Annotated in this window: 24 protein-coding genes; 18 read left to right on the top strand and 6 right to left on the bottom strand. The window is 56.6% G+C overall.

Annotated features, from left to right (window positions below; genetic code table 11):
* Positions 1 to 228: 228 nt before the first annotated feature.
* The 4 genes from rimJ to murJ all read left to right on the top strand — a co-directional run bounded on the left by rimJ (position 229) and on the right by murJ (position 4,064).
* A complete protein-coding gene (gene rimJ / locus ACWKXX_RS04040; protein ID WP_003858007.1) occupies positions 229 to 813 on the top strand; it encodes a ribosomal protein S5-alanine N-acetyltransferase in 585 nt (194 codons plus the stop codon).
* 9 nt (positions 814 to 822) lie between these two features.
* The gene (locus ACWKXX_RS04045) at positions 823 to 1,473 is read left to right on the top strand and encodes a YceH family protein (RefSeq protein WP_047057610.1); all 651 of its coding nucleotides are present in this window, start codon (positions 823 to 825) and stop codon (positions 1,471 to 1,473) included.
* Positions 1,474 to 1,475: 2 nt separating this feature from the next.
* Positions 1,476 to 2,399, top strand: a complete 924-nt coding sequence (locus ACWKXX_RS04050; RefSeq protein WP_261666304.1) for a Gfo/Idh/MocA family protein — start codon at positions 1,476 to 1,478, stop codon at positions 2,397 to 2,399.
* Between the two features lie 129 nt (positions 2,400 to 2,528).
* Positions 2,529 to 4,064, top strand: a complete 1,536-nt coding sequence (gene murJ / locus ACWKXX_RS04055) for a murein biosynthesis integral membrane protein MurJ (RefSeq protein ID WP_261666303.1) — start codon at positions 2,529 to 2,531, stop codon at positions 4,062 to 4,064.
* A gap of 59 nt (positions 4,065 to 4,123) precedes the next feature.
* On the opposite strand, the gene flgN is transcribed toward murJ, so the two are convergent.
* The 3 genes from flgN to flgA all read right to left on the bottom strand — a co-directional run bounded on the left by flgN (position 4,124) and on the right by flgA (position 5,600).
* Positions 4,124 to 4,549, bottom strand: a complete 426-nt coding sequence (gene flgN, locus ACWKXX_RS04060) for a flagella biosynthesis chaperone FlgN (protein ID WP_003858003.1) — start codon at positions 4,547 to 4,549, stop codon at positions 4,124 to 4,126.
* Positions 4,550 to 4,553: 4 nt separating this feature from the next.
* The gene (gene flgM, locus ACWKXX_RS04065) at positions 4,554 to 4,847 is read right to left on the bottom strand and encodes a flagellar biosynthesis anti-sigma factor FlgM (RefSeq protein WP_003858002.1); all 294 of its coding nucleotides are present in this window, start codon (positions 4,845 to 4,847) and stop codon (positions 4,554 to 4,556) included.
* Positions 4,848 to 4,940: 93 nt separating this feature from the next.
* Positions 4,941 to 5,600 carry a flagellar basal body P-ring formation chaperone FlgA gene (gene flgA / locus ACWKXX_RS04070; RefSeq protein WP_023296301.1) on the bottom strand — a complete coding sequence of 220 codons (660 nt, stop codon included), beginning with the start codon at positions 5,598 to 5,600 and terminating at the stop codon, positions 4,941 to 4,943.
* 157 nt (positions 5,601 to 5,757) lie between these two features.
* Between flgA and flgB the strand changes: the two genes are divergently transcribed.
* The 11 genes from flgB to flgL all read left to right on the top strand — a co-directional run bounded on the left by flgB (position 5,758) and on the right by flgL (position 15,615).
* Complete coding sequence (gene flgB, locus ACWKXX_RS04075; RefSeq protein WP_003857999.1) at positions 5,758 to 6,174, top strand: flagellar basal body rod protein FlgB; 417 nt, start codon at positions 5,758 to 5,760, stop codon at positions 6,172 to 6,174.
* Between the two features lie 3 nt (positions 6,175 to 6,177).
* Complete coding sequence (flgC, locus tag ACWKXX_RS04080; RefSeq protein ID WP_003857997.1) at positions 6,178 to 6,582, top strand: flagellar basal body rod protein FlgC; 405 nt, start codon at positions 6,178 to 6,180, stop codon at positions 6,580 to 6,582.
* Between the two features lie 11 nt (positions 6,583 to 6,593).
* The gene (gene flgD, locus ACWKXX_RS04085) at positions 6,594 to 7,304 is read left to right on the top strand and encodes a flagellar hook assembly protein FlgD (RefSeq protein ID WP_003857994.1); all 711 of its coding nucleotides are present in this window, start codon (positions 6,594 to 6,596) and stop codon (positions 7,302 to 7,304) included.
* Positions 7,305 to 7,330: 26 nt separating this feature from the next.
* A complete protein-coding gene (gene flgE / locus ACWKXX_RS04090; protein ID WP_015570832.1) occupies positions 7,331 to 8,539 on the top strand; it encodes a flagellar hook protein FlgE in 1,209 nt (402 codons plus the stop codon).
* Positions 8,540 to 8,559: 20 nt separating this feature from the next.
* Positions 8,560 to 9,315: a flagellar basal body rod protein FlgF gene (locus tag ACWKXX_RS04095; RefSeq protein WP_047057612.1), complete on the top strand. Its 756-nt coding sequence runs from the start codon at positions 8,560 to 8,562 to the stop codon at positions 9,313 to 9,315.
* Between the two features lie 11 nt (positions 9,316 to 9,326).
* Entirely contained in the window at positions 9,327 to 10,109 is a 783-nt protein-coding gene (gene flgG / locus ACWKXX_RS04100; protein WP_000625853.1) for a flagellar basal-body rod protein FlgG, read from the top strand.
* Positions 10,110 to 10,166: 57 nt separating this feature from the next.
* Positions 10,167 to 10,865 (top strand): flagellar basal body L-ring protein FlgH, encoded by a 699-nt coding sequence (gene flgH, locus ACWKXX_RS04105; RefSeq protein WP_003857987.1) that lies wholly within the window; start codon positions 10,167 to 10,169, stop codon positions 10,863 to 10,865.
* Positions 10,866 to 10,877: 12 nt separating this feature from the next.
* The gene (locus tag ACWKXX_RS04110) at positions 10,878 to 11,975 is read left to right on the top strand and encodes a flagellar basal body P-ring protein FlgI (RefSeq protein WP_017384733.1); all 1,098 of its coding nucleotides are present in this window, start codon (positions 10,878 to 10,880) and stop codon (positions 11,973 to 11,975) included.
* Entirely contained in the window at positions 11,976 to 12,929 is a 954-nt protein-coding gene (gene flgJ / locus ACWKXX_RS04115; protein ID WP_454540762.1) for a flagellar assembly peptidoglycan hydrolase FlgJ, read from the top strand.
* Between the two features lie 75 nt (positions 12,930 to 13,004).
* On the top strand, positions 13,005 to 14,645 hold the full coding sequence (gene flgK / locus ACWKXX_RS04120) for a flagellar hook-associated protein FlgK (protein ID WP_017384731.1): 1,641 nt from the start codon (positions 13,005 to 13,007) through the stop codon (positions 14,643 to 14,645).
* 16 nt (positions 14,646 to 14,661) lie between these two features.
* The gene (gene flgL, locus ACWKXX_RS04125) at positions 14,662 to 15,615 is read left to right on the top strand and encodes a flagellar hook-associated protein FlgL (protein ID WP_017384730.1); all 954 of its coding nucleotides are present in this window, start codon (positions 14,662 to 14,664) and stop codon (positions 15,613 to 15,615) included.
* A 75-nt stretch (positions 15,616 to 15,690) separates the two neighbouring features.
* On the opposite strand, the gene ACWKXX_RS04130 is transcribed toward flgL, so the two are convergent.
* Entirely contained in the window at positions 15,691 to 16,902 is a 1,212-nt protein-coding gene (locus ACWKXX_RS04130; protein WP_045615695.1) for an MFS transporter, read from the bottom strand.
* 94 nt (positions 16,903 to 16,996) lie between these two features.
* On the opposite strand from ACWKXX_RS04130, the gene ACWKXX_RS04135 reads away from it, so the two are divergent.
* Positions 16,997 to 17,950 carry a LysR family transcriptional regulator gene (locus ACWKXX_RS04135; RefSeq protein WP_261666302.1) on the top strand — a complete coding sequence of 318 codons (954 nt, stop codon included), beginning with the start codon at positions 16,997 to 16,999 and terminating at the stop codon, positions 17,948 to 17,950.
* Positions 17,951 to 17,990: 40 nt separating this feature from the next.
* Here ACWKXX_RS04135 and rne read toward each other — a convergent pair whose 3' ends face one another.
* Positions 17,991 to 21,107 (bottom strand): ribonuclease E, encoded by a 3,117-nt coding sequence (rne, locus tag ACWKXX_RS04140; protein ID WP_261666301.1) that lies wholly within the window; start codon positions 21,105 to 21,107, stop codon positions 17,991 to 17,993.
* A 570-nt stretch (positions 21,108 to 21,677) separates the two neighbouring features.
* Here rne and rluC point away from each other — a divergent pair.
* Positions 21,678 to 22,625, top strand: coding sequence for a 23S rRNA pseudouridine(955/2504/2580) synthase RluC (gene rluC, locus ACWKXX_RS04145; protein ID WP_003857970.1), 948 nt, complete (start codon positions 21,678 to 21,680; stop codon positions 22,623 to 22,625).
* 77 nt (positions 22,626 to 22,702) lie between these two features.
* Here the strand turns inward: rluC and ACWKXX_RS04150 are convergent, their stop codons facing one another.
* A complete protein-coding gene (locus tag ACWKXX_RS04150) occupies positions 22,703 to 23,287 on the bottom strand; it encodes a Maf family protein (protein ID WP_017693639.1) in 585 nt (194 codons plus the stop codon).
* A gap of 140 nt (positions 23,288 to 23,427) precedes the next feature.
* Here ACWKXX_RS04150 and yceD point away from each other — a divergent pair, with 140 nt between their 5' ends.
* Positions 23,428 to 23,949, top strand: coding sequence for a 23S rRNA accumulation protein YceD (gene yceD / locus ACWKXX_RS04155; RefSeq protein WP_003857966.1), 522 nt, complete (start codon positions 23,428 to 23,430; stop codon positions 23,947 to 23,949).
* Positions 23,950 to 23,953: the final 4 nt, after the last annotated feature.

Consider the following 23,953-nt stretch of genomic DNA (forward strand, 5'->3'; position numbering starts at 1 on the left):
CAGGGAAAATAAAAGGTGAGCACGCTAACATTCTGCGGTGTCGCCGGGCTTTTTCCCATACCCGCTGGCGACAATATTTTTTTATCAAAAAGGTGCTTTGATAGAGAGTTCTCATCGAAAAATGTGAAAAGCGATCAAAATGGTATGTCACTGTTTTCACAGAAGGCACAGGCGCAGGTATAGTAAAGCTAACAGGCAGAGCAGAAGCGACGGGAAGGAGTGGTAACGATGTTTGGCTATCGCAGTAATGTGCCAAAAGTGCGTCTGACGACGGACAGGCTGGTCGTTCGTCTGGTGCATGAGCGTGATGCCTGGCGTCTGGCGGATTATTACGCCGAGAATCGCCAGTTTTTAAAACCCTGGGAACCCGTTCGGGACGAGAGCCACTGCTACCCCTCTGGCTGGCAGGCGCGCCTCAGTATGATTGCGGAATTTCATAAACAGGGAAGTGCGTTTTATTTCGCGCTTCTCGATCCGGAAGAGAAAGAGATCGTTGGCATTGCCAATTTTTCAAACGTGGTACGCGGGTCGTTTCACGCCTGTTACCTCGGGTATTCCATCGGTCAGAAATGGCAGGGGCAGGGGCTCATGTTTGAGGCGCTGACGGCGGCGATTCGCTACATGCAGCGCACGCAACATATCCATCGCATTATGGCCAACTACATGCCGCACAATAAGCGCAGCGGCGATCTGCTGGCCCGCCTGGGGTTTGAGAAAGAGGGCTATGCCAAAGATTATCTGCTGATTGACGGCGAGTGGCGGGACCATGTGCTCACCGCGCTCACCACGCAGGAGTGGACCGCGGGTCGTTAAGGAGAAAAAATGAAATATCAGTTAAATGGCGCCGAAGCGCGCGTGGTCGGCTGCCTTCTGGAAAAGCAGGTCACCACGCCGGAACAGTATCCTCTGTCCGTGAATGCCGTCACGATGGCCTGCAACCAGAAGACGAACCGTGAGCCGGTGATGAACCTTGGCGAGCACGAGGTGCAGGATACCCTTGACGAGCTGGTGAAGCGCCACTACCTGCGCACCGTCAGCGGCTTCGGTAATCGCGTCACTAAATATGAACAGCGCTTTTGTAATTCCGAATTTGGCGATTTAAAACTCAGCGCCGCAGAAGTGGCAGTGATCACCACGCTGCTGCTGCGCGGGGCGCAGACGCCGGGTGAACTGCGCACACGCGCCTCTCGCATGCATGAATTTCGTGATATGCAGGACGTTGAACAGACGCTGGAGGGGCTGGCATCACGCGAGGACGGTCCTTACGTGGTGCGTCTGCCCCGCGAGCCGGGCAAGCGTGAAAGCCGCTACATGCACCTGTTTAGCGGCGACGTGGAGGCCTCTGCGCTGGCCGTCGAATCTGATACGCCAGCATCAAACGACAGCCTGACCGCGCGCGTGGCAGCCCTGGAAGACGAGGTTGCCGGGCTGAAGCAGCGTCTGGATGCGTTACTCGCACATCTGGGAGATTAATCGTGACAACATTACGCATTGGTGTTGTGGGGCTGGGAGGAATTGCGCAAAAAGCCTGGCTGCCCGTTTTAGGCGCCGCGTCCGACTGGACGCTGCAAGGGGCGTGGTCGCCCACCCGCGAGAAAGCTGAGCGCATCTGCAAAACCTGGCGCATCCCTTATGCCGGTTCGCTACAGGATTTAGCCCGTGAATGTGATGCGGTATTTGTGCATACCTCAACCGCGACGCACTATCAGGTGGTGAGCGAGTTGCTTAACGCAGGCGTTCACGTCTGCGTGGATAAACCCCTGGCGGAAAATGTACAGGATGCTGAACGACTGATTGAGCTGGCCGCGCGTAAAAAGTTGACGCTGATGGTCGGCTTCAACCGCCGTTTTGCACCGCTCTATCAGCAGCTTAAAGCGCAGTCCGGCTCGTTCGCCTCTCTGCGTATGGATAAGCACCGTACCGACAGCGTGGGGCCGAACGACCTGCGCTTCACGCTGCTGGATGATTATCTCCACGTCGTGGATACGGCCCTTTGGCTGAGTAACGGAAAAGCCCAGCTGCAAAGCGGCACGCTGCTGACTAACGAGCAGGGTGAGATGGTTTACGCCGAACATCATTTTGCCGTTGAGCATTTGCAGGTGACGACCAGCATGCATCGTCGGGCGGGCAGCCAGCGCGAGTCCGTGCAGGCCGTTACGGATGGCGCGCTGTATGACGTCACCGATATGCGAGAGTGGCGGGAAGAGAAGCGCAATGGCGTGGTCGCGTTACCGGTTCCCGGCTGGCAAAGCACCCTGGAGCAGCGTGGCTTCGTGGGCTGCGCGCGTCACTTCATCACCTGCGTGCAGAATCAGACGGTTCCTGAAACGTCCGGGGAGCAGGCTATTCTGGCGCAGCGCATTGTGGAACGACTCTGGCGCGAAGCCATGTCGGAATAACGCGTTGTAACATCTGCCGATAGTAATTCGTTGAAATCCGGTTAGACTAAGCGCCGCTTGTTGGCTTTGCCGGGTGGCGCTAACGCTTATCCGTCCTGGAAATCCGTAGGGTTGTGGAACTTCACGTTAATGAACTTATTAAAATCGCTGGCGGCCGTCAGCTCGATGACCATGTTTTCCCGCGTGCTTGGCTTTGCGCGCGATGCCATTGTGGCAAGGGTTTTTGGCGCCGGGATGGCGACTGACGCCTTTTTCGTCGCCTTTAAGCTGCCAAACCTGCTGCGCCGTATTTTTGCCGAAGGGGCCTTCTCACAGGCATTCGTTCCGATCCTCGCCGAATATAAAAGCAAGCAGGGCGAAGATGCCACCCGCGTCTTTGTGGCCTACGTTTCTGGATTACTGACGCTGGCGCTGGCGATCGTGACCGTTCTGGGGATGCTGGCAGCGCCCTGGGTGATCATGTTGACGGCGCCGGGTTTTGCTGACACGGCGGATAAATTTGCCCTGACCACGCAACTGCTGCGTATAACCTTCCCCTATATTCTGCTGATTTCGCTGGCGTCGCTGGTGGGTGCCATCCTGAATACCTGGAACCGCTTCTCCGTTCCGGCCTTTGCCCCCACGTTCCTCAACGTCAGCATGATTGGCTTTGCGCTGTTCGCCGCGCCGCATTTTAACCCACCGGTGCTGGCGCTGGCCTGGGCCGTGACCGTCGGCGGCGTGTTACAGCTTGCTTACCAGCTTCCGCACCTGAAAAAGATCGGCATGCTGGTTCTGCCGCGCATTAATTTCAAAGATGCGGGCGCAATGCGCGTTATCAAACAGATGGGACCGGCGATACTCGGCGTGTCCGTTAGCCAGATCTCGCTGATCATCAATACCATCTTCGCCTCTTTCCTGGTGTCGGGCTCGGTGTCCTGGATGTACTACGCCGATCGTCTGATGGAGTTTCCATCCGGGGTGCTGGGCGTGGCGCTGGGGACTATTCTGCTGCCGTCGCTGTCGAAAAGTTTCGCCAGCGGCAACCACGATGAATACTGCCGCCTGATGGACTGGGGCCTGCGTCTCTGTTTTCTGCTGGCGCTGCCAAGCGCGGTGGCGCTGGGGATCCTGGCGAAACCGCTGACGGTGTCGTTGTTCCAGTATGGAAAGTTCACCGCCTTTGATGCCGCTATGACCCAGCGTGCGCTCGTAGCCTACTCGGTGGGGCTGATGGGGCTGATTGTCGTGAAGGTGCTTGCGCCCGGTTTCTATTCACGTCAGGACATCAAAACGCCGGTTAAGATTGCCATTGTGACGCTGATCATGACGCAGCTGATGAACCTGGCGTTTATTGGACCGCTGAAACACGCGGGGCTGTCATTGTCGATTGGTCTGGCGGCCTGTCTGAACGCCGGGCTGCTGTACTGGCAGCTGCGCAAGCAGGATATCTTCACACCGCAGCCGGGCTGGGCAAGCTTCCTGCTGCGTCTGGCGATTGCGGTAGTGGTGATGGCGGCCGCGCTGGTTGGCATGTTGTATGTCATGCCTGAGTGGGCGCAGGGCACCATGCCTTACCGCCTGATGCGTCTGATGGCCGTGGTGGTGGTCGGTGTGGTGGCGTACTTTGCCACGCTGGCGGTGCTTGGCTTCAAAGTGAAAGAGTTCACCCGCCGCACGGTATAAACGCCAAAAGGGGAGTTCACCAGAAGGTGCTCCCCGCTTCATGACGTGCCGCTACTGCGTCAAATCGAAATCTTTTTCCCACCCGTGATACGTGCCGTGGCCGTCTGACCATCCGCACCGTACAGCCCCGGCTCTTTATAGGGCTTTAACACTTCAAGCGCCTGCTGATTACGGATAATCTGTCCTTCCAGCAGCCAGCCGTTATGCTGGTTGAGATCGCGAAGATGCTGGGTTTTTTCTGTAATGGTCTGCCAGCGTTCGTTGATCTCATCATTGGCGCTGCGTTTCGCGTCTTGCTCAGCGCGTCGCTGTTTTTCCAGATAATCCAGGGTCGCCAGCAGCGAGCTTTTATCTTCAGTTATGCGTTGCAACGCGCTGCCGTTGATTTGACCAGAAGAGAGGTGGTGCTGTTCTGCATCCATCACCGTTTTCAGGTCGTTCAGGACCACCGTCATCTGATCCAGTATTTCTGACAGTCGACTCATACGGTTAGTTACTCTGGAGGAAACTCTGTGCGTCCTGAATCAGCGCATCAGCGATTTTGCTGGTATCCATTTTCAGTTCGCCGTTACGGATAGCCGTTTTCAGCGCTTCAACACGTTCCATATTGATATCGCTGCTGCCTGGCTGCATCAGCTTCGACTGCGCATCGCTCAGCGTGACGCTGGTGCTGTTAGCCGTCGACGTTTTTTCCAGACGCGTTTTTTGCGGGGCAGCCTCATTCGTTTCGCGAGGTTGTACAGTGCTAACCGGCTTCAGGGCTGATGTACGATCAATGCTCATAGTGTTGTCCTCATCGAGGGTTCGCGGCGTTTGCGCCTGACATCATCATTTGTTGAATATTTATCGGCAGTCGCCGCGAAATCTTTAAAAAGATTACAGGTTAATCAGAATATTCCCATCAGGACCGACCGTGCCGCTGACCACCTGGCCTGAGGACATTCTGACCCGGGCATTTTGCGCCACTGCGGCATTATTCAGCGCTTTTCCTTCACTGTTGATACTAAAGCCTTCGCCATTGGCGACCACCATCACCTGTTGTCCCGCTTTCACCCGCCACGCCTGGCGCAGCATGGATAGCTGTATCGCCTGTCCAGGAGCGACATCGCGCAGGCTGACCGCCTCCTGAGCCTGGTTGATATCCAGCATCGTCCGCGGTGGAAGCTGATCCAGACGGCCTCGCTTCAGCGTTACGCTGTCAGGTTGCAGCAGGCTGCCCCGGGGAATGGGAACGGCGGCGACAACATAATTGCCCGTCGCCTGAACCGCAACCTGTAAATAGCGTTTTTCGTTGGCGCAACGCGCCAGCACGTTCACGTTGCCCCATAAGCGGGTGCTGCCGGTCACGCTAAATGACGGGGCTTCGCAGGAAGGGTAAAGGTTAGGCGGGGTGCGCACGGTCACGCGTACGTCATCGCTGAAACCGGCCAACTTCTGCGCAAAGAATGCATTGAGCTGGTCCTCTAACCCCTCAGCCTGCACCAGAGGGCTTAAAAGCAGTAGGGTCGCCGCCAGGCCACGTTTAAAAGTCCGCATCGCACGTTCCACCATGTCCAGAATTTAGCAAATTCTACCCGCAGTGGTTTTCCATCAACGCAACAAATAGCGACGCATTTTGCGCTTATTCCGTCGATAGGGGAGACGGGGTGAGATTTAAGCTGTGAACTGAAATTTTCTCATCAGCGGAGGAGACATGCTCGATAAACTCGACGCCGCGTTACGTTTTCAGCAGGAAGCGCTCAATTTACGCGCCCAGCGGCAGGAGATTTTAGCCGCCAATATCGCCAACGCGGATACCCCCGGGTATCAGGCGCGCGATATTGATTTTTCCAGTGAACTCAAAAAAGTGATGGAGCGTGGACGTGCCGAAGGAACGGGTGTCTCACTGGCCCTGACATCCTCACGTCATATTCCCGCTCAGGCGATGACCGCGCCAACGACCGACCTGCTTTACCGTATTCCCGATCAGCCCTCACTTGATGGTAACACCGTCGACATGGACCGGGAGCGCACACAGTTTGCCGATAACAGCCTGCAATACCAGACAGGTCTGACGCTACTCGGCGGGCAAATTAAAGGCATGATGACCGTCCTACAGGGGGGCAATTAGTAAATGGCCTTGCTGAATATTTTTGATATCGCCGGTTCGGCATTAACGGCGCAGTCCAAACGACTGAACGTGGCCGCCAGTAACCTGGCCAACGCCGACAGCGTGACCGGCCCTGACGGGCAACCGTATCGCGCTAAACAGGTTGTCTTCCAGGTTGATGCTGCACCGGGTGCGGCAACGGGCGGCGTAAAAGTGGCGGACGTGGTTGAGAGCCAGGCACCCGACAAGCTGGTTTACGAGCCAGGCAACCCGCTCGCGGATGCCAGCGGCTACGTGAAAATGCCGAACGTGGATGTGGTCGGGGAGATGGTGAACTCCATGTCCGCGTCGCGCAGCTACCAGGCAAACGTCGAAGTGCTTAATACCGTGAAGAGCATGATGCTCAAAACACTCACTCTCGGCCAGTAAAGGAGACACGCATGTCCATCGCCGTAAACGTGAATGACCCGACAAATACCGGCGTCAACAGCACCAGCAGTGCGACCGGTTCTAGCTCTCTCACCGGGAGCAATGCCTCCGATTTACAGAGCAGCTTTCTGACCCTGCTGGTGGCGCAGCTGAAAAATCAGGATCCGACCAATCCGATGCAGAACAACGAACTGACCACGCAGCTTGCGCAGATCAGTACCGTCAGCGGCATTGAGAAACTGAACACTACGCTCGGCTCGGTCTCCGGTCAAATCGATAACAGCCAGTCCTTGCAGGCCGCCAACCTGATCGGTCACGGGGTGATGATCCCGGGGACCACGATTCTGGCGGGCACCAGCACTACCGATGGCACCTCCACCACCACCACGACGCCGTTTGGCGTTGAATTGCAGCAGCCGGCCGACAAAGTCACCGCCACAATCAAAGACGCCAGCGGCAACGTGGTGCGCACGATTGAGATTGGCGAGCTTAAAGCGGGCGTTCATACCTTTACCTGGGATGGCAGCCTGACCGACGGCACTAAAGCGCCTAACGGCTCGTATCAGGTTGCGATTAGCGCCAGCAACGGCACCACTCAGCTGGTGGCTCAGCCGCTACAGTTTGCCCTGGTTCAGGGCGTCATCAAGGGTAGCGATGGCAACAAACTGGATTTGGGTACCTCCGGTACCACCACACTCGACGAAGTTCGGCAGATTATCTAAGCCTTAATACTTATCAGGAGTAAGTCATGGCCTTTTCTCAAGCGGTCAGCGGCCTGAATGCTGCGGCCACCAACCTGGACGTCATTGGCAACAACATCGCCAACTCCGCGACCTATGGTTTTAAATCCGGTTCTGCGTCTTTTGCAGATATGTTTGCAGGCTCTAAAGTGGGTCTGGGCGTGAAGGTGGCGGGTATCACCCAGGACTTCACCGACGGGACGACCACCAACACCGGTCGCGGTCTGGACGTCGCCATCAGCCAGAACGGTTTCTTCCGTATGGTGGATGCCAACGGTTCCGTGTTCTACAGCCGCAACGGCCAGTTCAAGCTGGATGAAAACCGTAACCTGGTGAACATGCAGGGGCTTCAGTTAACCGGTTATCCGGTTGCCGGCACACCGCCTACGGTGCAAACCGGTGCGAATCCGCAGGCGATCTCCATCCCAACGACGCTGATGGCGGCGAAGTCCACCACCACTGCCTCTCAGCAGATCAACCTGAACTCCACCGATACCGCGCCAACCGTCGCCTTCGATCCGTCCAACCCTGACTCTTACAACAAGAAAGGCACCGTGACGGTGTTTGACAGCCAGGGTAATGCGCACAACATGAACCTGTTTTATGTCAAAAACGAGACGCCAGCTAACTCCTGGAAAGTGTATTCGCAGGACGGCAGCGTAGCGGGAGATGCAGCGAAACTGGCAACCACGCTGACCTTTAACGAGAGTGGTGTGCTGACGGGTGGCGATGATATCAAGATCACAACGGGCACCGTTCCGGGCGCGACGCCAGCCACGTTTGACATGAGCTTCGCCAACTCCATGCAGCAAAACACCGGTGCGAACAACATCGTGGCGACGAGCCAGAACGGCTATAAGCCGGGCGATCTGGTGAGCTACCAGATCAACGATGACGGTACCGTTGTCGGTAACTATTCGAACGAACAGACCCAGGTGCTGGGCCAGATCGTACTGGCAAACTTCGCCAACAACGAAGGCCTGAAATCCGAAGGGGATAACGTCTGGTCTGCCACGCAGTCTTCCGGGGTTGCCCTGCTGGGAACCGCGGGTTCCGGTAACTTCGGCACGCTGACTAACGGTGCGCTGGAAGCCTCCAACGTCGATCTGAGTAAAGAGCTGGTGAACATGATCGTCGCGCAACGTAACTACCAGTCCAACGCGCAGACCATCAAAACCCAGGATCAGATCCTCAACACGCTGGTTAACCTGCGTTAAGCAGCTGACGGGAAAGCGCAATGGATCACGCAATATATACAGCGATGGGCGCAGCAAGCCAGACGCTCAATCAGCAAGCTGTTACCGCCAGCAACCTTGCGAACGCTTCCACGCCAGGTTTTCGTGCGCAGCTCAACGCGCTGCGTGCGGTGCCGGTAGAAGGGCTGTCATTGCCCACGCGTACGCTGGTCACCGCCTCCACGCCGGGCGCCGACATGACGCCAGGCCAGATGGATTACACCGCGCGTCCGCTGGACGTTGCCCTTCAGCAGGACGGCTGGCTGGCGGTGCAAACGGCTGACGGCCGGGAAGGGTATACCCGCAACGGTAATATCCAGGTGAGCGCCACCGGGCAGCTGACGATTCAGGGGCATCCGGTGATGGGCGAAGCCGGTCCGTTGACGGTGCCGGAAGGGTCAGAGCTGACCATTGCGGCAGACGGGACGATCTCGGCGTTAAACCCGGGCGACCCGGCGAACACCGTTGCGCCTGTCGGTCGTCTGAAGCTGGTGAAAGCGGAAGGCAACGAAGTGCAGCGTGGCGATGACGGGATGTTCCGTCTGACCCAGGCGGCGCAGGCCACGCGTGGCGCCACGTTACAGGCCGACCCGACCATCCGCGTGATGTCCGGCGTGCTGGAAGGCAGTAACGTCAAACCGGTGGAAGCCATGACCGACATGATCGCCAGCGCCCGCCGCTTCGAAATGCAGATGAAAATCATCAGCAGCGTCGATGAAAACGCAGGCAAGGCTAACCAACTTCTGGCTATGAGTTAACAGGACTCCCTATGATCAGTTCTTTATGGATCGCGAAAACCGGTCTGGACGCACAGCAAACCAATATGGATGTGATTGCCAACAACCTGGCAAACGTCAGCACCAATGGTTTCAAGCGCCAGCGTGCGGTTTTCGAAGATTTGCTTTATCAAACGATTCGTCAGCCAGGGGCGCAGTCTTCTGAGCAAACCACGCTGCCGTCCGGTCTGCAAATTGGTACCGGCGTGCGCCCGGTCGCCACCGAGCGTCTGCACAGCCAGGGCAACCTGTCCCAGACCAACAACAGTAAAGACGTTGCCATTAAAGGTCAGGGTTTCTTCCAGGTGCAGCTGCCTGACGGGACCTCCGCCTATACCCGCGATGGTTCGTTCCAGGTGGATCAGAACGGCCAGCTGGTGACGGCGGGCGGTTTCCAGGTTCAGCCTGCGATCACCATACCGGCGAACGCGCTGAGTATCACCATTGGTCGTGACGGCATCGTCAGCGTCACTCAGCAAGGTCAGGCCGCGCCGGTCCAGGTTGGACAGCTCAACCTGACCACCTTCATGAACGATACCGGACTGGAAAGCATCGGCGAGAACCTCTACACCGAAACGCAGTCTTCCGGCACGCCAAATGAAAGTACCCCGGGCCTGAACGGGGCGGGGCTGCTGTATCAGGGGTATGTGGAAACCTCGAACGTTAACGTGGCGGAAGAGCTGGTGAATATGATCCAGGTCCAGCGCGCCTATGAAATTAACAGTAAAGCAGTGTCGACGACCGACCAGATGCTGCAAAAACTGACGCAACTCTAAGGTGTAGCCCGGTGCGGTAAACGTCGCACCGGCTCCCTGTTTTCGAAGATGAAGGCAATGCAAAAAAACGCGGCGTTTCGTTATCCGATCCTGACTGTTCTGGCCGTCACCCTCAGCGGGTGTGCCTGGATCCCGTCTAAACCATTGGTACAGGGTGCGACTACCGCCCAACCCGTTCCCGGCCCCGCGCCGGTGGTGAACGGCTCTATTTTCCAGACCGCGCAGCCGATTAACTACGGTTATCAGCCGCTGTTTGAAGACCGTCGTCCGCGTAACGTTGGCGATACGCTGACCATTGTGTTGCAGGAAAACGTCAGTGCGAGTAAGAGCTCGTCGGCGAACGCCAGCCGCGATGGCAAAACCAATTTTGGCTTCGACACCGTGCCGCGCTATCTGCAAGGGCTGTTCGGCAACGCCCGTGCGGATGTGGAAGCCTCCGGCGGCAACACCTTTAACGGTAAAGGTGGTGCGAACGCCAGCAACACCTTCAGCGGAACGCTGACGGTTACGGTTGACCAGGTTCTGGTGAACGGCAACCTGCACGTGGTGGGCGAAAAACAGATCGCCATTAACCAGGGTACGGAATTCATTCGCTTCTCCGGTGTGGTTAACCCTCGCACCATCAGCGGCACCAATACCGTACCGTCCACCCAGGTGGCGGATGCGCGCATTGAGTACGTCGGCAACGGCTACATCAACGAAGCGCAAAATATGGGCTGGCTGCAACGCTTCTTCCTTAACTTATCGCCGATGTAAGCGAGGTGACCTATGTATAAATTTCTCTTCGCCGTGGCGCTGTCGCTGGTCGCTACCGTTGCGCAGGCCGATCGCATACGCGATCTCACCAGCGTGCAGGGCGTGCGCGAAAACTCGCTGATTGGCTACGGCCTGGTGGTGGGGCTGGATGGGACGGGTGACCAGACGACCCAGACGCCGTTCACCACCCAGAGCCTGAACAATATGCTCTCGCAGCTCGGTATTACCGTACCGGCCGGGACCAACATGCAGCTGAAAAACGTGGCGGCCGTGATGGTGACCGCGTCTTATCCGGCCTTTGCGCGTCAGGGGCAGACCATCGACGTGGTTGTCTCGTCGATGGGTAACGCCAAAAGCCTGCGCGGCGGTACGTTGCTGATGACGCCGCTGAAAGGCGTCGACAGCCAGGTGTATGCTCTGGCGCAGGGCAACATTCTGGTTGGCGGAGCAGGCGCGTCGGCGGGCGGCAGCAGCGTGCAGGTGAACCAGCTGAACGGGGGACGTATTACCAACGGCGCGATCATCGAACGTGAGCTGCCGACCCAGTTCGGCACCGGCAACACCATTAACCTGCAACTGAATAACGAAGACTTTACGATGGCGCAGCAGATCGCTGACACCATCAACCGCAGCCGGGGCTACGGCAGCGCCACCGCGCTGGATGCCCGTACCGTGCAGATCCGCACGTCAACCGGCAGCAGCAACCAGGTGCGGTTGCTGGCCGATATCCAGAATATGGAAGTGAACGTGCCGGTGCAGGATGCGAAAGTCATTATCAACTCCCGTACCGGCTCGGTGGTGATGAACCGCGAAGTGACGCTGGACAGCTGCGCCGTGGCGCAGGGCAATCTCTCCGTCACGGTTAACCGCTCGGCCAACGTCAGCCAGCCGGATACCCCGTTTGGTGGCGGTCAGACGGTAGTGACCCCGCAAACGCAGATTGATTTACGACAGAGCGGCGGTTCGTTGCAGAGCGTGCGCTCCAGCGCCAACCTGAACAGCGTGGTGCGTGCTCTGAATGCGCTGGGTGCAACGCCAATGGATCTGATGTCCATTCTGCAATCCATGCAAAGTGCAGGCTGCCTGCGCGCCAGACTGGAAATCATCTAAATGCTGACCGATAGCAAACTGTTGACCAGTGCCGCCTGGGATGCCCAGTCGCTCAACGAGCTGAAAACCAAAGCGGGCAAGGATCCGGCGGCGAATATCCGCCCGGTTGCCCGTCAGGTGGAAGGCATGTTCGTACAGATGATGTTGAAAAGCATGCGTGAAACCCTGCCGAAAGATGGCATGTTCAGCAGCGATTCCACGCGGCTTTACACCAGCATGTACGATCAGCAGATTGCCCAGCAAATGACCGCCGGAAAGGGGCTCGGCCTGGCGGATATGATTGTGAAGCAGACCGCAGCCGCTCAGGGGCTCCCGCCTGAAGAGGCCCCGCAGCAGGTGCCGCTGAAGTTTGATCTGGAAAAGGTGACCAGTTATCAAAATCAGGCGCTGACGCAGATGGTGCGTAAGGCGATGCCGAAACCGGCAGAAACGCGTGACGAGCCGCTCTCCGGCGACAGCAAAGACTTCCTGGCGCAGCTCTCCCTCCCGGCGCGTCTTGCCAGTGAAGAGAGCGGCGTGCCGCACCATCTGATTCTGGCGCAGGCGGCGCTGGAGTCGGGCTGGGGGCAACGTCAGATCCGCAGGGAGAACGGCGAGCCGAGCTTCAACATCTTTGGCGTTAAGGCCACCTCCAGCTGGAAAGGGCCGACCACCGAGATCACCACCACCGAATATGAGAACGGTGCGGCAGTGAAGGTGAAAGCCAAATTCCGCGTCTACAGCTCGTATCTGGAAGCGTTGTCGGATTATGTCGGGCTGCTGAGCCGGAATCCGCGCTACACCGCCGTGACCCAGGCCGTCACGCCAGAGCAGGGCGCTCAGGCATTGCAGAATGCTGGCTACGCGACCGATCCAAACTATGCGCGCAAGCTGACCAGCATGATCCAGCAGCTGAAATCCATGTCTGAGAAGGTCAGCAAAGCGTATAGCACAGATCTCGAAAATCTGTTCTGAAAGTTCTCAAGTCCCGGTGGAGGTTGCCGATAACCTTCATCAGGACTCGTGTCTGAACGTATAAAAGGAACCCCCATGTCCAGTTTGATTAACAGCGCCATGAGTGGCCTCAGTGCTGCGCAGTCGGCACTCAATACCGTCAGTAATAATATTTCAAGCTACAACGTGGCAGGTTATACCCGCCAGACCACCATTCTGGGGGCATCAAACAGCACCCTGACCGGCGGTGGCTGGGTGGGTAACGGGGTCTATGTCTCCGGTGTTCAGCGTGAATATGATGCGTTTATCACCAACCAGCTGCGCGCGGCGCAGAACCAGAGCAGTGGGCTGACCACGCGCTACCAGCAGATGTCAAAAATTGACGACGTGCTTTCTGATACCACGAACTCGCTTTCTGCCAACCTCCAGGATTTCTTTAAAAGCCTGCAAACGCTGGTGAGTAACGCAGAAGATCCGGCTGCTCGCCAGACGGTACTCGGGAAGGCGGATGGCCTGGTAAACCAGTTTAAAACCAACGATCAATATCTCCGCGATCAGGATGCGCAGGTCAATACGGCGATTTCTACCAGCGTCGATCAGATCAATAACTACGCGAAACAGATTGCCAATCTTAACGATCAGATCTCCCGGCTGACTGGCGTCGGTGCGGGCGCATCCCCGAATGAACTGCTCGATCAGCGCGATCAGCTGGTGAGTGAACTGAACAAGATTGTCGGTGTGGACGTCACCGTACAGGACAGCGGCACCTACAACATCTCTATCGCCAACGGTTACACCCTGGTACAGGGCAGCAACGCCAGCCAGCTGGCGGCGGTGAAATCCAGTGCGGACCCAGCGCGTACAACAATTGCGTATGTGGATACCGCAGCGGGCAACGTGGAGATCTCAGAAAAACAGATCACCACGGGGTCGCTTGGGGGGCTGTTAACGTTCCGTTCTCAGGATCTGGATCAGGCGCGAAACACCCTTAACCAGATGGCGCTGGCGTTTGCGGATGCCATGAATACCCAGCACCAGGCTGGCTTTGATGCCAACGGGGATGCAGGCGGCAAGCTGTTTGATTTTGGCTCTCCGGCAGTGCTGAGTAACGGTAAAAACACCGGAAGCGCGTCCGTTACGGCCACGATGACGGACAGTACAAAGGTCCAGGCGACAAACTATAAAGTTGAGTACAACGGTACTGACTGGACAATCACGCGTCTGTCGGACAATACCAGCTTCACGGCCAAGCCTGACGCCAGCGGTAATCTGTCGTTTGATGGTCTCAACGTTAAGATTAGCGGCTCAGCCGATAATAAAGACAGTTTCATCGTCAAACCGGTGAATGACGTCATTGTGAATATGGACGTAGCGATCAGCGACGAATCCAAACTGGCGATGGCCTCCGCGAAAGGAAGCGGTGAAAGCGACAATACCAATGGCCAGAAGCTGCTGGATTTACAGAGCGCCAAATTGGTGGGAGGGAACAAAACCTTTAACGATGCTTATGCCGCGCTGGTCAGTACGGTGGGCAGCACCACGGCGTCGCTGAAAACCAGCAGCGAAACCAAAGTTAACGTGGTGACGCAGCTGACCAAACAACAGCAGTCAATCTCCGGGGTTAACCTGGATGAAGAGTATGGCAACCTGCAACGCTATCAGCAGTACTATTTGGCGAATGCGCAGGTGCTGCAAACGGCGAGCACGCTGTTTGATGCATTGATCAATATCCGCTAAGGCTGAGGCATAAAAAATGCGTATTAGTACTCAAATGATGTATGAGCAAAGCATGCGCGGCGTGACGAACTCCCAAAGTCTCTGGCTCAGCTACGGCGAGCAGATGTCTACGGGGAAGCGTATCAACCGTCCGTCTGACGATCCGATTGCCGCCTCGCAGGCCGTTGTGCTCTCTCAGGCTCAAACGCAAAACAGCCAGTATGCGCTGGCACGCTCCTTCGCTACGACGAAAGTCTCGCTGGAAGAGAACGTGTTATCGCAAGTGACAACCGCCATCCAGGCTGCTCAGGAAAAGATTGTCAATGCGGGCAACGGTACGTTAAGTGACGATGACCGCGCTTCGCTGGCCACGAACCTGCAAGGTATTCGCGATCAGCTCATGAACCTGGCTAACAGCACGGACGGTAACGGTCGCTATATTTTTTCCGGTTACAAGACCGAAGCGGCGGCTTTCGACCAGGCGACGGGTGATTATAAGGGCGGCGGAACGCCAATCAGCCAGCAGGTTGACTCCGCGCGCACGATGCAAATTAGCCATACGGGCACTGAAGTTTTCGATAGCTTCACCAGCAATGCCAAGCCAGAGCCAGATGGTAGTGCGCCGGAAACGAATTTGTTCAAGATCCTCGACTCCGCAATTGAAGCGTTGAATACGCCGATTGGGGAGGACGAAACGAAAGCCGAGGCGTTTACGGCGGCTATTGATAAAGCCAACCGTGGCCTGAGCAACTCCCTCAACAACGTGCTGACCGTGCGCGCCGACCTCGGCATCAAGCTGGATGAGCTGGGCAAGCTGGACGCTCTGGGTGAAGACCGCGCGCTGGGTCAGACGCAGCAGATGAGTAACCTGGTTGACGTGGACTGGAACTCGGTGATTTCGTCCTACACCATGCAGCAGGCGGCGTTGCAGGCCTCGTATAAAGCCTTTAGCGATATGCAGGGTATGTCTTTGTTCCAGATGAACAAATAAGACTCTGACCTGTTTGACATGTCTTGAAACTGGGCATGTTTTGACTGCCCAACCCGTCCGGGTTGGGCATTTTTTTTACACACGTTCTGCCTGTGCGGACAGCACCCGGGCGCTTTCAATCACTCTGATAGCCAGCGCAATGGCACCACACAGGGTTGCCAGAGCCACCACGCCAGACCAGCCTGCCAGCGTATAGATATTGCTGCCTAATGCCGAACCCAGCGCCATTCCGATGAAAATGACGGTAAACAGCAGGGCGTTCAGGCGTCCGCGGGCCTGCGGCTCAAGGCTGTAGACCAGGTTCTGGTGGGCCACGAGGCTGGACTGCAAGCCGAGATCGAAACCGACCGCGGAGAGGGCAATCAGGATCAACTGACCGTGTACACCCAGTGCCGGCATCATGAACATCAGGGCAAACGAGAGGGTCACCAGCGCGGCACCCAGCTGGGTCACTTTACCGGCGCCCAGCTTATCTGCCAGACCCCCTGCCAGCGGTGCAGCCAGCGCACCAGCGGCTCCGGCAATACCAAATCCACCCGCTACGGCGCTGCCAAGATGATACCGTTCCAGCAGCATGACCGCCAGCGTTGACCAGAATGCGCTAAAGGCAATCGACAGAAAACCCTGAGCCAGCGCCGCGCGACGCAGTGCCGGGTAACGACGCCACAGGTGCTCCATGGAACGCATCAGCGCGGGATAGCTCAGCGTGGAGTGAATAGCAAAACGTGGGAGTACGGCCCACATCACCGCGCCGACAAAGGCAATGCTTGCAGCAGCCAGCTGATACATCACCCGCCAGCCAAAGGCCTCACCCACCACGCCGCTCACGGTTCTGGAGAGCAAAATCCCCAGCAGCAGGCCGGTCATCACCGTGCCGACCGTTTTTCCCTGTTTACCTTCCGGCGCGAGGATCGCTGCGGCCGGGACAATATCCTGCGCCATGGTGGCGGCCATGCCAATCAGCAGGCTGGTGAGCAGCAGGGAGTGCAGTTGTCCGGTCAGGCTACAACCCAGCAGGAACAGCGCCAGAACCGCACTTTTTATCAGGATCAGCGTTCTGCGGTCATGACGATCGCCGAGCGGGAGCAGAAACAGGATGCCCAGGGCATAACCCGCCTGGGTGAGCGTCGGGACCATGCCCATGCCTTCGATGCTCAGATGCAGGTCTGAGCCCATCAGCGGCAGAAGAGGCTGGGCATAATAGATGGATGCCACGCTAAAGCCCGCACCGAGCGCCAGCATTAAGATTACCCAGCGGCTTACGGCCCGGGTGGTAGTTGTGTTCATAAGATGTTCCTCATTCGTCGTGTGCGGCTATTTTTTATCAGTACGCCTTGCGACGGTAGCGGGCGCGGTGGTAAAACGCTTATACGTGTGGCGTATGGGTAAAAATGGTATGAAAAGGTCTGAGCGTATAGATCGGGTAGAACTGATGCGAACGTTTGTTCGCATTGTGGAGGCGGGGTCTCTTTCTGCGGCGGCACGTCAGCTGGCAACAACCCAGGCCACGGTGAGCAGACGGTTGCAGTCGCTTGAGACCATGCTGGGAGTACGTCTGATGCTGCGCACAACCCATACGACCCGGCTGACCGATGACGGCGAACGCTGCTATCAGCATGCCCGACGGGTGATTGACAGCTGGCTGGCGCTGGAAGACGAGGTAGGGCAGACGGAAGATGAACCGGTTGGGGTGCTGAGGGTGCGCGCCCCGCACGCGTTTGGCCAGGATCAGCTTCTGAAACCGTTAACCGAATTTTTACAGCGCTATCCCCAGCTTTCTGTTGAGTGGATGCTCAACGATCACTCGGTTGATTTCCTCGGCGACAACCTTGACTGTGCTATTCGGGTGGGTGTGGAAATCGATCCGGCGACCGTGTCCGTGCTGCTGGCTGAAGTGCCGCGCTCGGTGGTGGCTTCACCGGAATTACTGGCCCGTTATCCCGCGGTTAAAACGCCGGAAGATTTGCAGCAGCTTCCCTGGATTGCCATCAGCTCTTTTTATCAACGCCATGTGGAGCTTTTCCACGATGCATCATCTGCCCCGGCGCGGGTTACCATTACGCCACGCCTGAGTACCGACAGCCTGTATGTGGCGCGCAATACGGCACTCACCGGGCTGGGCGTGGCGGTGGTATCCAGCTGGACAGTACAGGATGATATTCAGGAAGGAAGACTGGTGCATCTACTGCCAGAGTGGCAGCCGGCAGCGTTACCGGTACATCTGGTTTACCCCTGGTCTCGTTATTATCCGGCGCGTTTGCGGCGTTTTCTGGAGCTGATGCGGCAGATAATGCCGGAGGTCACCGGAATGAGAAAGCCCCTGCAACAGCCATAAAAAAGCCGACCCGTAGGTCGGCTTTCAGTCTTAGCGTGCGTTATTCAACAGGCTGAGGACGAGTAGCTGGCGCAGTAGCCATGTGCGTTGCACTGTGACCACCGGCAGCACCTTTGCCTTCGAAGTTGAATGCCGGACGAACCCAGTCGCTATGGCGTGGCGCTTCAGGTACATACTCAGGTGCCGGGGCGCGAGTCATCGGCGCGGTAGCTACGTGAGCAGGCGCTGGAGCGGCAACGACCTCAACCGGCTCGGATTTCACTTCAGGCGCTTTGACCTCTTCGACAACAGGTTCAACCTGAATCTCGACGTCCTGAACAACCTCTTCCGTCACCGTCTCGACGGCAACGTCTGCGGGTTCTTCTGCTGCGGAGATTGGTTCAGCTTCTTCCGCGACTTCTTCAGCCACCACGGTATCTTCTTCGGCAATGATCTGCGGAGCGGCATCAACCGGCGCAGCAATCACTTCAGGATGGGGCGTTTCCACTTCCACAGCCTGCGGTGCCGCCGTGTCAACAACCTGCGGTTCAACCACGGTTGCCGCTTCAGTCACGACGTCTTCCACCGCTGCTACCGGTGCAATCACCTCTTCGGTCACAGCCTGTTCTTCAACAGCTTGCTCCGGGCGAGCAACCGGATAACGGATCCAGACTTTGCCGGATGCCATCTCAGGTGACGCGCACGCCACGGTCAGCGGCATTGGCGACTGAGTCGGGTAACGCTCGTCACGGTAACGACGACGACGCTGACCGCTCACGCGCAGATGACGCGGAGAACGACGGGAGCGACGCGGCATACCTGCGTTGTCACGGTTTTCGCTGCTTTCGTCCTGCTCAACCTGATTTTCCACGACGGCTGGCAGGTCAACTTTTGCAACCTGGGTACCCGTTGTGCTTTCTGCTGCTTCAACCGCGATAACGTCGTTTTCTTCCGTCTGAACAGCACCCACACGTACTTTCTGGGTCAGCTGACGCTGCTTACGACGCGGCATAACCTGAGTACGCTCTTCCTGCTCCGTGTCCTGCTGTTCAACAGGCGCTTCGCGGTTCAGGTTTTTGACTTCCTGCTGGGCCTGGCGTTTCTCGTCGTTACGACGACGGTTACGCTCGCGGCGAGGTTGCTGCTCGTCACGCTGTTTGCTCTTCTCGGACTCATCGCCCGCCTGCTGGCGAATCTCACGATCTTCAACGTTCTGCTGTTGCTTCTCGCGACGGTTGCGACGGTTGTCCTCGCGTTGTTCACGACCTTCGTTGTTCTCGGAACGATTATCACGGCGTTCGTTACGATCGCTACGGTCGTTGCGGTCATTACGATCGCGACGATTGTTCTGACGCTTACGACGGTCCTGCTGACGCTCTGGTTTCGCTTCTTTTGGCGCTTCTTTCGGCTGCTCAGGCTGAACTTCTTCGCCAGCAAACATTTTTTTCAACGCGCCGAAGATGCGGCTCAGGAGACCCGGCTGCTCAGGCTGCGCTTTTGGCGCGGCAGGGGCCGCCTTTTGCACGGCAGGTTTTGCCGCTGGTTTTTCCAGCGTCGCTTCCGGCGGGGCTTCCGGCATGATGAAGGTTGCTAATGCAGGCTGCTCAGGCAGTTTACGCTCGGCAGGCTCTTCATCCGATGGCAGCGCCATTTCTTCTTCATGCAGCTTCGGTAGCAGGTAGCTGAGGGTGCTTGTCTCTTCGCCTTTACGCACGCGCAGCACGTGATAGTGCGGGGTTTGCATCTCGTCGTTTGGCACGATGATGCAGCGAACGCCGCCCTGACGCGCTTCGATTGCGCTTACCGCTGCACGTTTTTCGTTCAGCAGGTAGGAGGCAATCGGCACCGGAACGATGGCGTGAACCTCTTTGGTGTTCTCTTTCAGCGCTTCTTCTTCAATCAGACGCAGAATAGAGAGGGAGAGCGATTCATTGTCACGCACGGTACCCGTACCGGAACAGCGCGGGCAGACGTGATGGCTGGACTCGCCGAGTGACGGGCTCAGACGCTGACGGGACATTTCCAGCAGGCCGAAGCGCGAGATATGGCTAATCTGGATACGTGCGCGATCCTGGCGTACCGCTTCACGCAGACGGTTTTCAACCGCACGCTGGTGGCGAACCGGGGTCATGTCGATGAAGTCGATAACAATCAGACCACCCAGGTCGCGCAGGCGGAGCTGGCGGGCGATTTCATCAGCGGCTTCAAGGTTGGTGTTGAAGGCGGTCTCTTCGATGTCGCCGCCACGAGTTGCACGCGCGGAGTTGATGTCGATAGCGGTCAGCGCTTCGGTGGTATCAATTACGATAGAACCGCCGGACGGCAGACGCACTTCACGCTGGAAGGCAGACTCGATCTGGGATTCAATCTGATAGTGGCTGAACAGCGGGATTTCACCGGTGTACAGTTTAATTTTGCTGGTGAAATCCGGGCGACCCAGCGCGGCGATGTGCTGGCGAGCCAGCTCAAGCACTTTCGGGTTATCAATCAGAATTTCACCGATGTCCTGACGTAGATAATCACGGAAGGCACGCACAATAACGTTGCTTTCCTGGTGGATCAGGAACGGAGCAGGACGGCTCTCAGCCGCTTTCTTGATGGCTTCCCAGTGCTTCAGACGGAAGCTCAGGTCCCACTGCAACGCTTCGGCAGATTTGCCGACGCCTGCGGTGCGCACGATAAGGCCCATGCCGTCTGGCAGCTCGAGACTTGCCAGCGCTTCTTTCAGCTCGGTACGGTCATCGCCTTCGATACGGCGAGAGATGCCACCCGCACGCGGGTTGTTTGGCATCAATACCAGATAACTTCCTGCCAGGCTGATAAAGGTGGTCAGTGCGGCACCTTTGTTGCCACGCTCTTCTTTATCGATCTGGACGATAACTTCCTGACCTTCACGCAGAACATCTTTAATGTTCGGACGGCCATGGGAGTTGTAGTTTGCAGGAAAATATTCGCGGGCGATTTCTTTGAGAGGAAGGAAACCGTGACGCTCAGCACCGTAATCGACAAATGCAGCTTCAAGGCTTGGTTCAATGCGGGTGATTTTGCCTTTGTAAATGTTCGCTTTTTTCTGTTCGTGTCCAGGACTTTCGATATCCAGATCGTACAGGCGCTGCCCATCCACAAGGGCGACACGCAACTCTTCTTGCTGAGTTGCGTTGATTAACATTCTTTTCATCGTAACTTACTCGTTATTCTTACATTGACGACAAAGCTGCGGGCAAGGTGACGCTTTCCGGGGTATGAACCGATGGCCTCGTGTCTATTCACGTCGCCAACCTCACGGTTGTCGCTCGCTTAAGAGGCGCAGAGTGTCGGTTGCCTGTGTTTCATACGGAAACACAGCGCAATTATCAGGGGAATTGCCTGGGAAAACTCTCCAGAGAACAATCCTTATACCGGGAAGTACTGCAACCCGCAGCCCGCTAACTGCCTGAAAGATCAATACGTCTTACGCCATTGCTGCGTGGATGATCGGTCAGACAAAATTGGTCATTCCGTCGACATCCTTACAAAACCCGGATTTAACGCGGAAAACGGATTCATTATTCCACTGCTCGCCGGGTTATAGCAAGATGACTTTTACCAATTATCACCCGGTTACTCACAGTTTCTTCACTTCAACGGGGTGATTGGTTTAATAACCACCAAATCGATTGCGCGAAAGGGGAGTGGTCCGGATAAAAGTAAATATAAGCATAGAAAAATGAGTGGCGCTAATGTCTGACGCTATTTAGAATCGCCAACCATGAAAACAGAGACTCCAGCCGTAAAAATGGTTGCCATCGCCGACGACGAGGCGGGGCAACGTATCGATAATTTTTTGCGCACCCAGTTGAAGGGCGTGCCAAAAAGTATGATTTATCGCATCTTGCGTAAGGGCGAGGTGCGGGTGAACAAAAAACGCGTGAAGCCAGAGTATAAGCTTGAGGCGGGCGATGAAGTCCGGATCCCACCGGTACGTGTTGCAGAGCGTGAAGAAGAGGTCGTTTCTCCGAAGCTGCAAAAAGTCGCGGCCCTGAGCGACGTTATCCTTTATGAGGACGACCACATTCTGGTGCTGAATAAACCGTCCGGAACGGCGGTACACGGGGGGAGTGGTCTGAGCTTCGGCGTGATTGAAGGGTTACGCGCGCTGCGCCCGGAAGCGCGTTTCCTCGAACTGGTTCACCGTCTTGACCGCGATACCTCTGGCGTGCTGCTGGTGGCGAAAAAACGTTCTGCGCTGCGTTCACTGCATGAACAGCTGCGCGAAAAAGGGATGCAGAAAGATTACCTGGCGCTGGTGCGCGGCCAGTGGCAGTCCCACGTGAAAGTGGTGCAGGCGCCGCTGCTGAAAAATATTCTGCAAAGCGGCGAGCGCATTGTTCGTGTTAATCAGGAAGGGAAACCGTCTGAGACGCGCTTTAAAGTTGAAGAGCGCTACGAATTCGCCACGCTGGTGCGCTGTAGTCCGGTGACGGGGCGTACCCACCAGATTCGCGTCCATACCCAGTTTGCGGGCCATCCGATTGCGTTTGATGACCGCTATGGCGATCGCGAATTTGATAAGCAGCTGGCGGGAACAGGGCTGTCGCGTCTGTTCCTGCACGCGGCAGCGCTGAAATTTACCCATCCTAATACCGGCGAAGTTATCCGTATTGAAGCGCCGCTGGATGAGCAGCTCAAACGCTGTCTGAAAGTTCTGCGCGGCTGATTTTGTGCCGGGTGGCGCTGCGCTTACCCGGCCAACATGTTTTTCTCCCTCTCCCTGTGAGCATCAGGCCGCAACGGTCACATCGTCAGCGGATTACACTCTTCTCGCCTTAACATCTGGCACAGCGCAATCAGCGGCAACCCCACCAGCGTGTTGGGATCGCGGCCATCGAGCTTGTCGAACAACGCAATCCCTAGTCCTTCACTTTTAAAGCTCCCGGCACAGTTCAGCGGACGTTCCCGACGCACATAATCCATAATCTCCTGCTCGCTAAGATGACGGAAGTGCACATCAAACGGCTCGCACTCGGTTTGCAGATGACCGGAAGCCGAATTATAAAGCGCCAGGCCGGTATAAAAGGTCACGATACCGCCTCGCGCACGCAAAAGTTGCTGGCAGGCGTTTTCTTCCGTATGCGGTTTGCCGGTGATTTCGCCGTCCAGCACACAAACCTGATCGGAGCCTATAATCAGATGTGCGGGGTAACGTACGGCCAGCGACTGTGCTTTCTCTTTCGCGAGACGGGTCACCAGATGACGCGGTGACTCGCCCGGCTGTGGCGTTTCATCCACCTCCGGCGCAGCGCATTCAAACGGGATCCCGAGCTTTTCCAGCAGCATTCGGCGATAAGGTGAAGTGGAAGCAAGGACGAGATTTGGCATATTTTTATCACCAGATATAGCGTATCGATGCCAGCCATTTTAAACTACAGGCCGCAATGTGTGCGAATAATTGGCAAAAGGCAGCTCTGGTTGCCTTTTTCTTTGACTCTATGACGTTACAAAGTTAATATGCGCGCCCTATGCAAAAGGTAAAATTACCCCTGACTCTTGATCCGGTTCGTACGGCTCAAAAACGCCTCGATTACGAAGGAATCTATTCTTCCGATCAGGCTGAGCGTATTGCCGAATCTGTAGTCAGTGTGGACAGTGATGTAGAATGCTCCATGTCGTTCGCTATCGACAACCAGCGTCTCGCCGTGTTAACCGGTGATGCAAAGGTGACGGTAACGCTCGAATGTCAGCGTTGCGGGAAACCGTTTGTACAGCATGTTCACACAACGTATTGTTTTAGTCCGGTTCGTTCTGACGAACAGGCTGAAGCACTCCCGGAAGCGTATGAGCCGATTGAGGTTAACGAATTCGGTGAAATCGATCTTCTGGCGCTGGTTGAAGATGAAGTCATCCTCTCCCTGCCAGTCGTTCCGGTGCATGATTCTGAACACTGTGAAGTGTCCGAGGCGGACATGGTCTTTGGGGAACTGCCTGATGAAGCGCAAAAACCAAACCCATTTGCCGTATTAGCCAGCTTAAAGCGTAAGTAATTGA

The sequence above is a fragment of the Enterobacter sp. UPMP2061 genome (genome assembly GCF_053709615.1).

Excerpts from the sequence above, each read along its gene's own strand:
- flgK (WP_017384731.1), top strand. The coding sequence starts at position 13,005 with ATGTCCAGTTTGATTAACAGCGCCATGAGTGGCCTCAGTGCTGCGCAG.
- flgM (WP_003858002.1), bottom strand. The coding sequence starts at position 4,847 with ATGAGCATTGATCGTACATCAGCCCTGAAGCCGGTTAGCACTGTACAA.
- flgB (WP_003857999.1), top strand. The coding sequence starts at position 5,758 with ATGCTCGATAAACTCGACGCCGCGTTACGTTTTCAGCAGGAAGCGCTC.
- ACWKXX_RS04130 (WP_045615695.1), bottom strand. The coding sequence starts at position 16,902 with ATGAACACAACTACCACCCGGGCCGTAAGCCGCTGGGTAATCTTAATG.
- flgD (WP_003857994.1), top strand. The coding sequence starts at position 6,594 with ATGTCCATCGCCGTAAACGTGAATGACCCGACAAATACCGGCGTCAAC.
- flgL (WP_017384730.1), top strand. The coding sequence starts at position 14,662 with ATGCGTATTAGTACTCAAATGATGTATGAGCAAAGCATGCGCGGCGTG.
- yceD (WP_003857966.1), top strand. The coding sequence starts at position 23,428 with ATGCAAAAGGTAAAATTACCCCTGACTCTTGATCCGGTTCGTACGGCT.
- ACWKXX_RS04135 (WP_261666302.1), top strand. The coding sequence starts at position 16,997 with ATGGGTAAAAATGGTATGAAAAGGTCTGAGCGTATAGATCGGGTAGAA.
- flgC (WP_003857997.1), top strand. The coding sequence starts at position 6,178 with ATGGCCTTGCTGAATATTTTTGATATCGCCGGTTCGGCATTAACGGCG.
- murJ (WP_261666303.1), top strand. The coding sequence starts at position 2,529 with ATGAACTTATTAAAATCGCTGGCGGCCGTCAGCTCGATGACCATGTTT.
- rne (WP_261666301.1), bottom strand. The coding sequence starts at position 21,107 with ATGAAAAGAATGTTAATCAACGCAACTCAGCAAGAAGAGTTGCGTGTC.
- ACWKXX_RS04095 (WP_047057612.1), top strand. The coding sequence starts at position 8,560 with ATGGATCACGCAATATATACAGCGATGGGCGCAGCAAGCCAGACGCTC.
- rluC (WP_003857970.1), top strand. The coding sequence starts at position 21,678 with ATGAAAACAGAGACTCCAGCCGTAAAAATGGTTGCCATCGCCGACGAC.
- flgH (WP_003857987.1), top strand. The coding sequence starts at position 10,167 with ATGCAAAAAAACGCGGCGTTTCGTTATCCGATCCTGACTGTTCTGGCC.
- ACWKXX_RS04045 (WP_047057610.1), top strand. The coding sequence starts at position 823 with ATGAAATATCAGTTAAATGGCGCCGAAGCGCGCGTGGTCGGCTGCCTT.
- flgA (WP_023296301.1), bottom strand. The coding sequence starts at position 5,600 with ATGCGGACTTTTAAACGTGGCCTGGCGGCGACCCTACTGCTTTTAAGC.
- rimJ (WP_003858007.1), top strand. The coding sequence starts at position 229 with ATGTTTGGCTATCGCAGTAATGTGCCAAAAGTGCGTCTGACGACGGAC.
- ACWKXX_RS04110 (WP_017384733.1), top strand. The coding sequence starts at position 10,878 with ATGTATAAATTTCTCTTCGCCGTGGCGCTGTCGCTGGTCGCTACCGTT.
- flgE (WP_015570832.1), top strand. The coding sequence starts at position 7,331 with ATGGCCTTTTCTCAAGCGGTCAGCGGCCTGAATGCTGCGGCCACCAAC.
- ACWKXX_RS04150 (WP_017693639.1), bottom strand. The coding sequence starts at position 23,287 with ATGCCAAATCTCGTCCTTGCTTCCACTTCACCTTATCGCCGAATGCTG.
- flgJ (WP_454540762.1), top strand. The coding sequence starts at position 11,976 with ATGCTGACCGATAGCAAACTGTTGACCAGTGCCGCCTGGGATGCCCAG.
- flgN (WP_003858003.1), bottom strand. The coding sequence starts at position 4,549 with ATGAGTCGACTGTCAGAAATACTGGATCAGATGACGGTGGTCCTGAAC.
- flgG (WP_000625853.1), top strand. The coding sequence starts at position 9,327 with ATGATCAGTTCTTTATGGATCGCGAAAACCGGTCTGGACGCACAGCAA.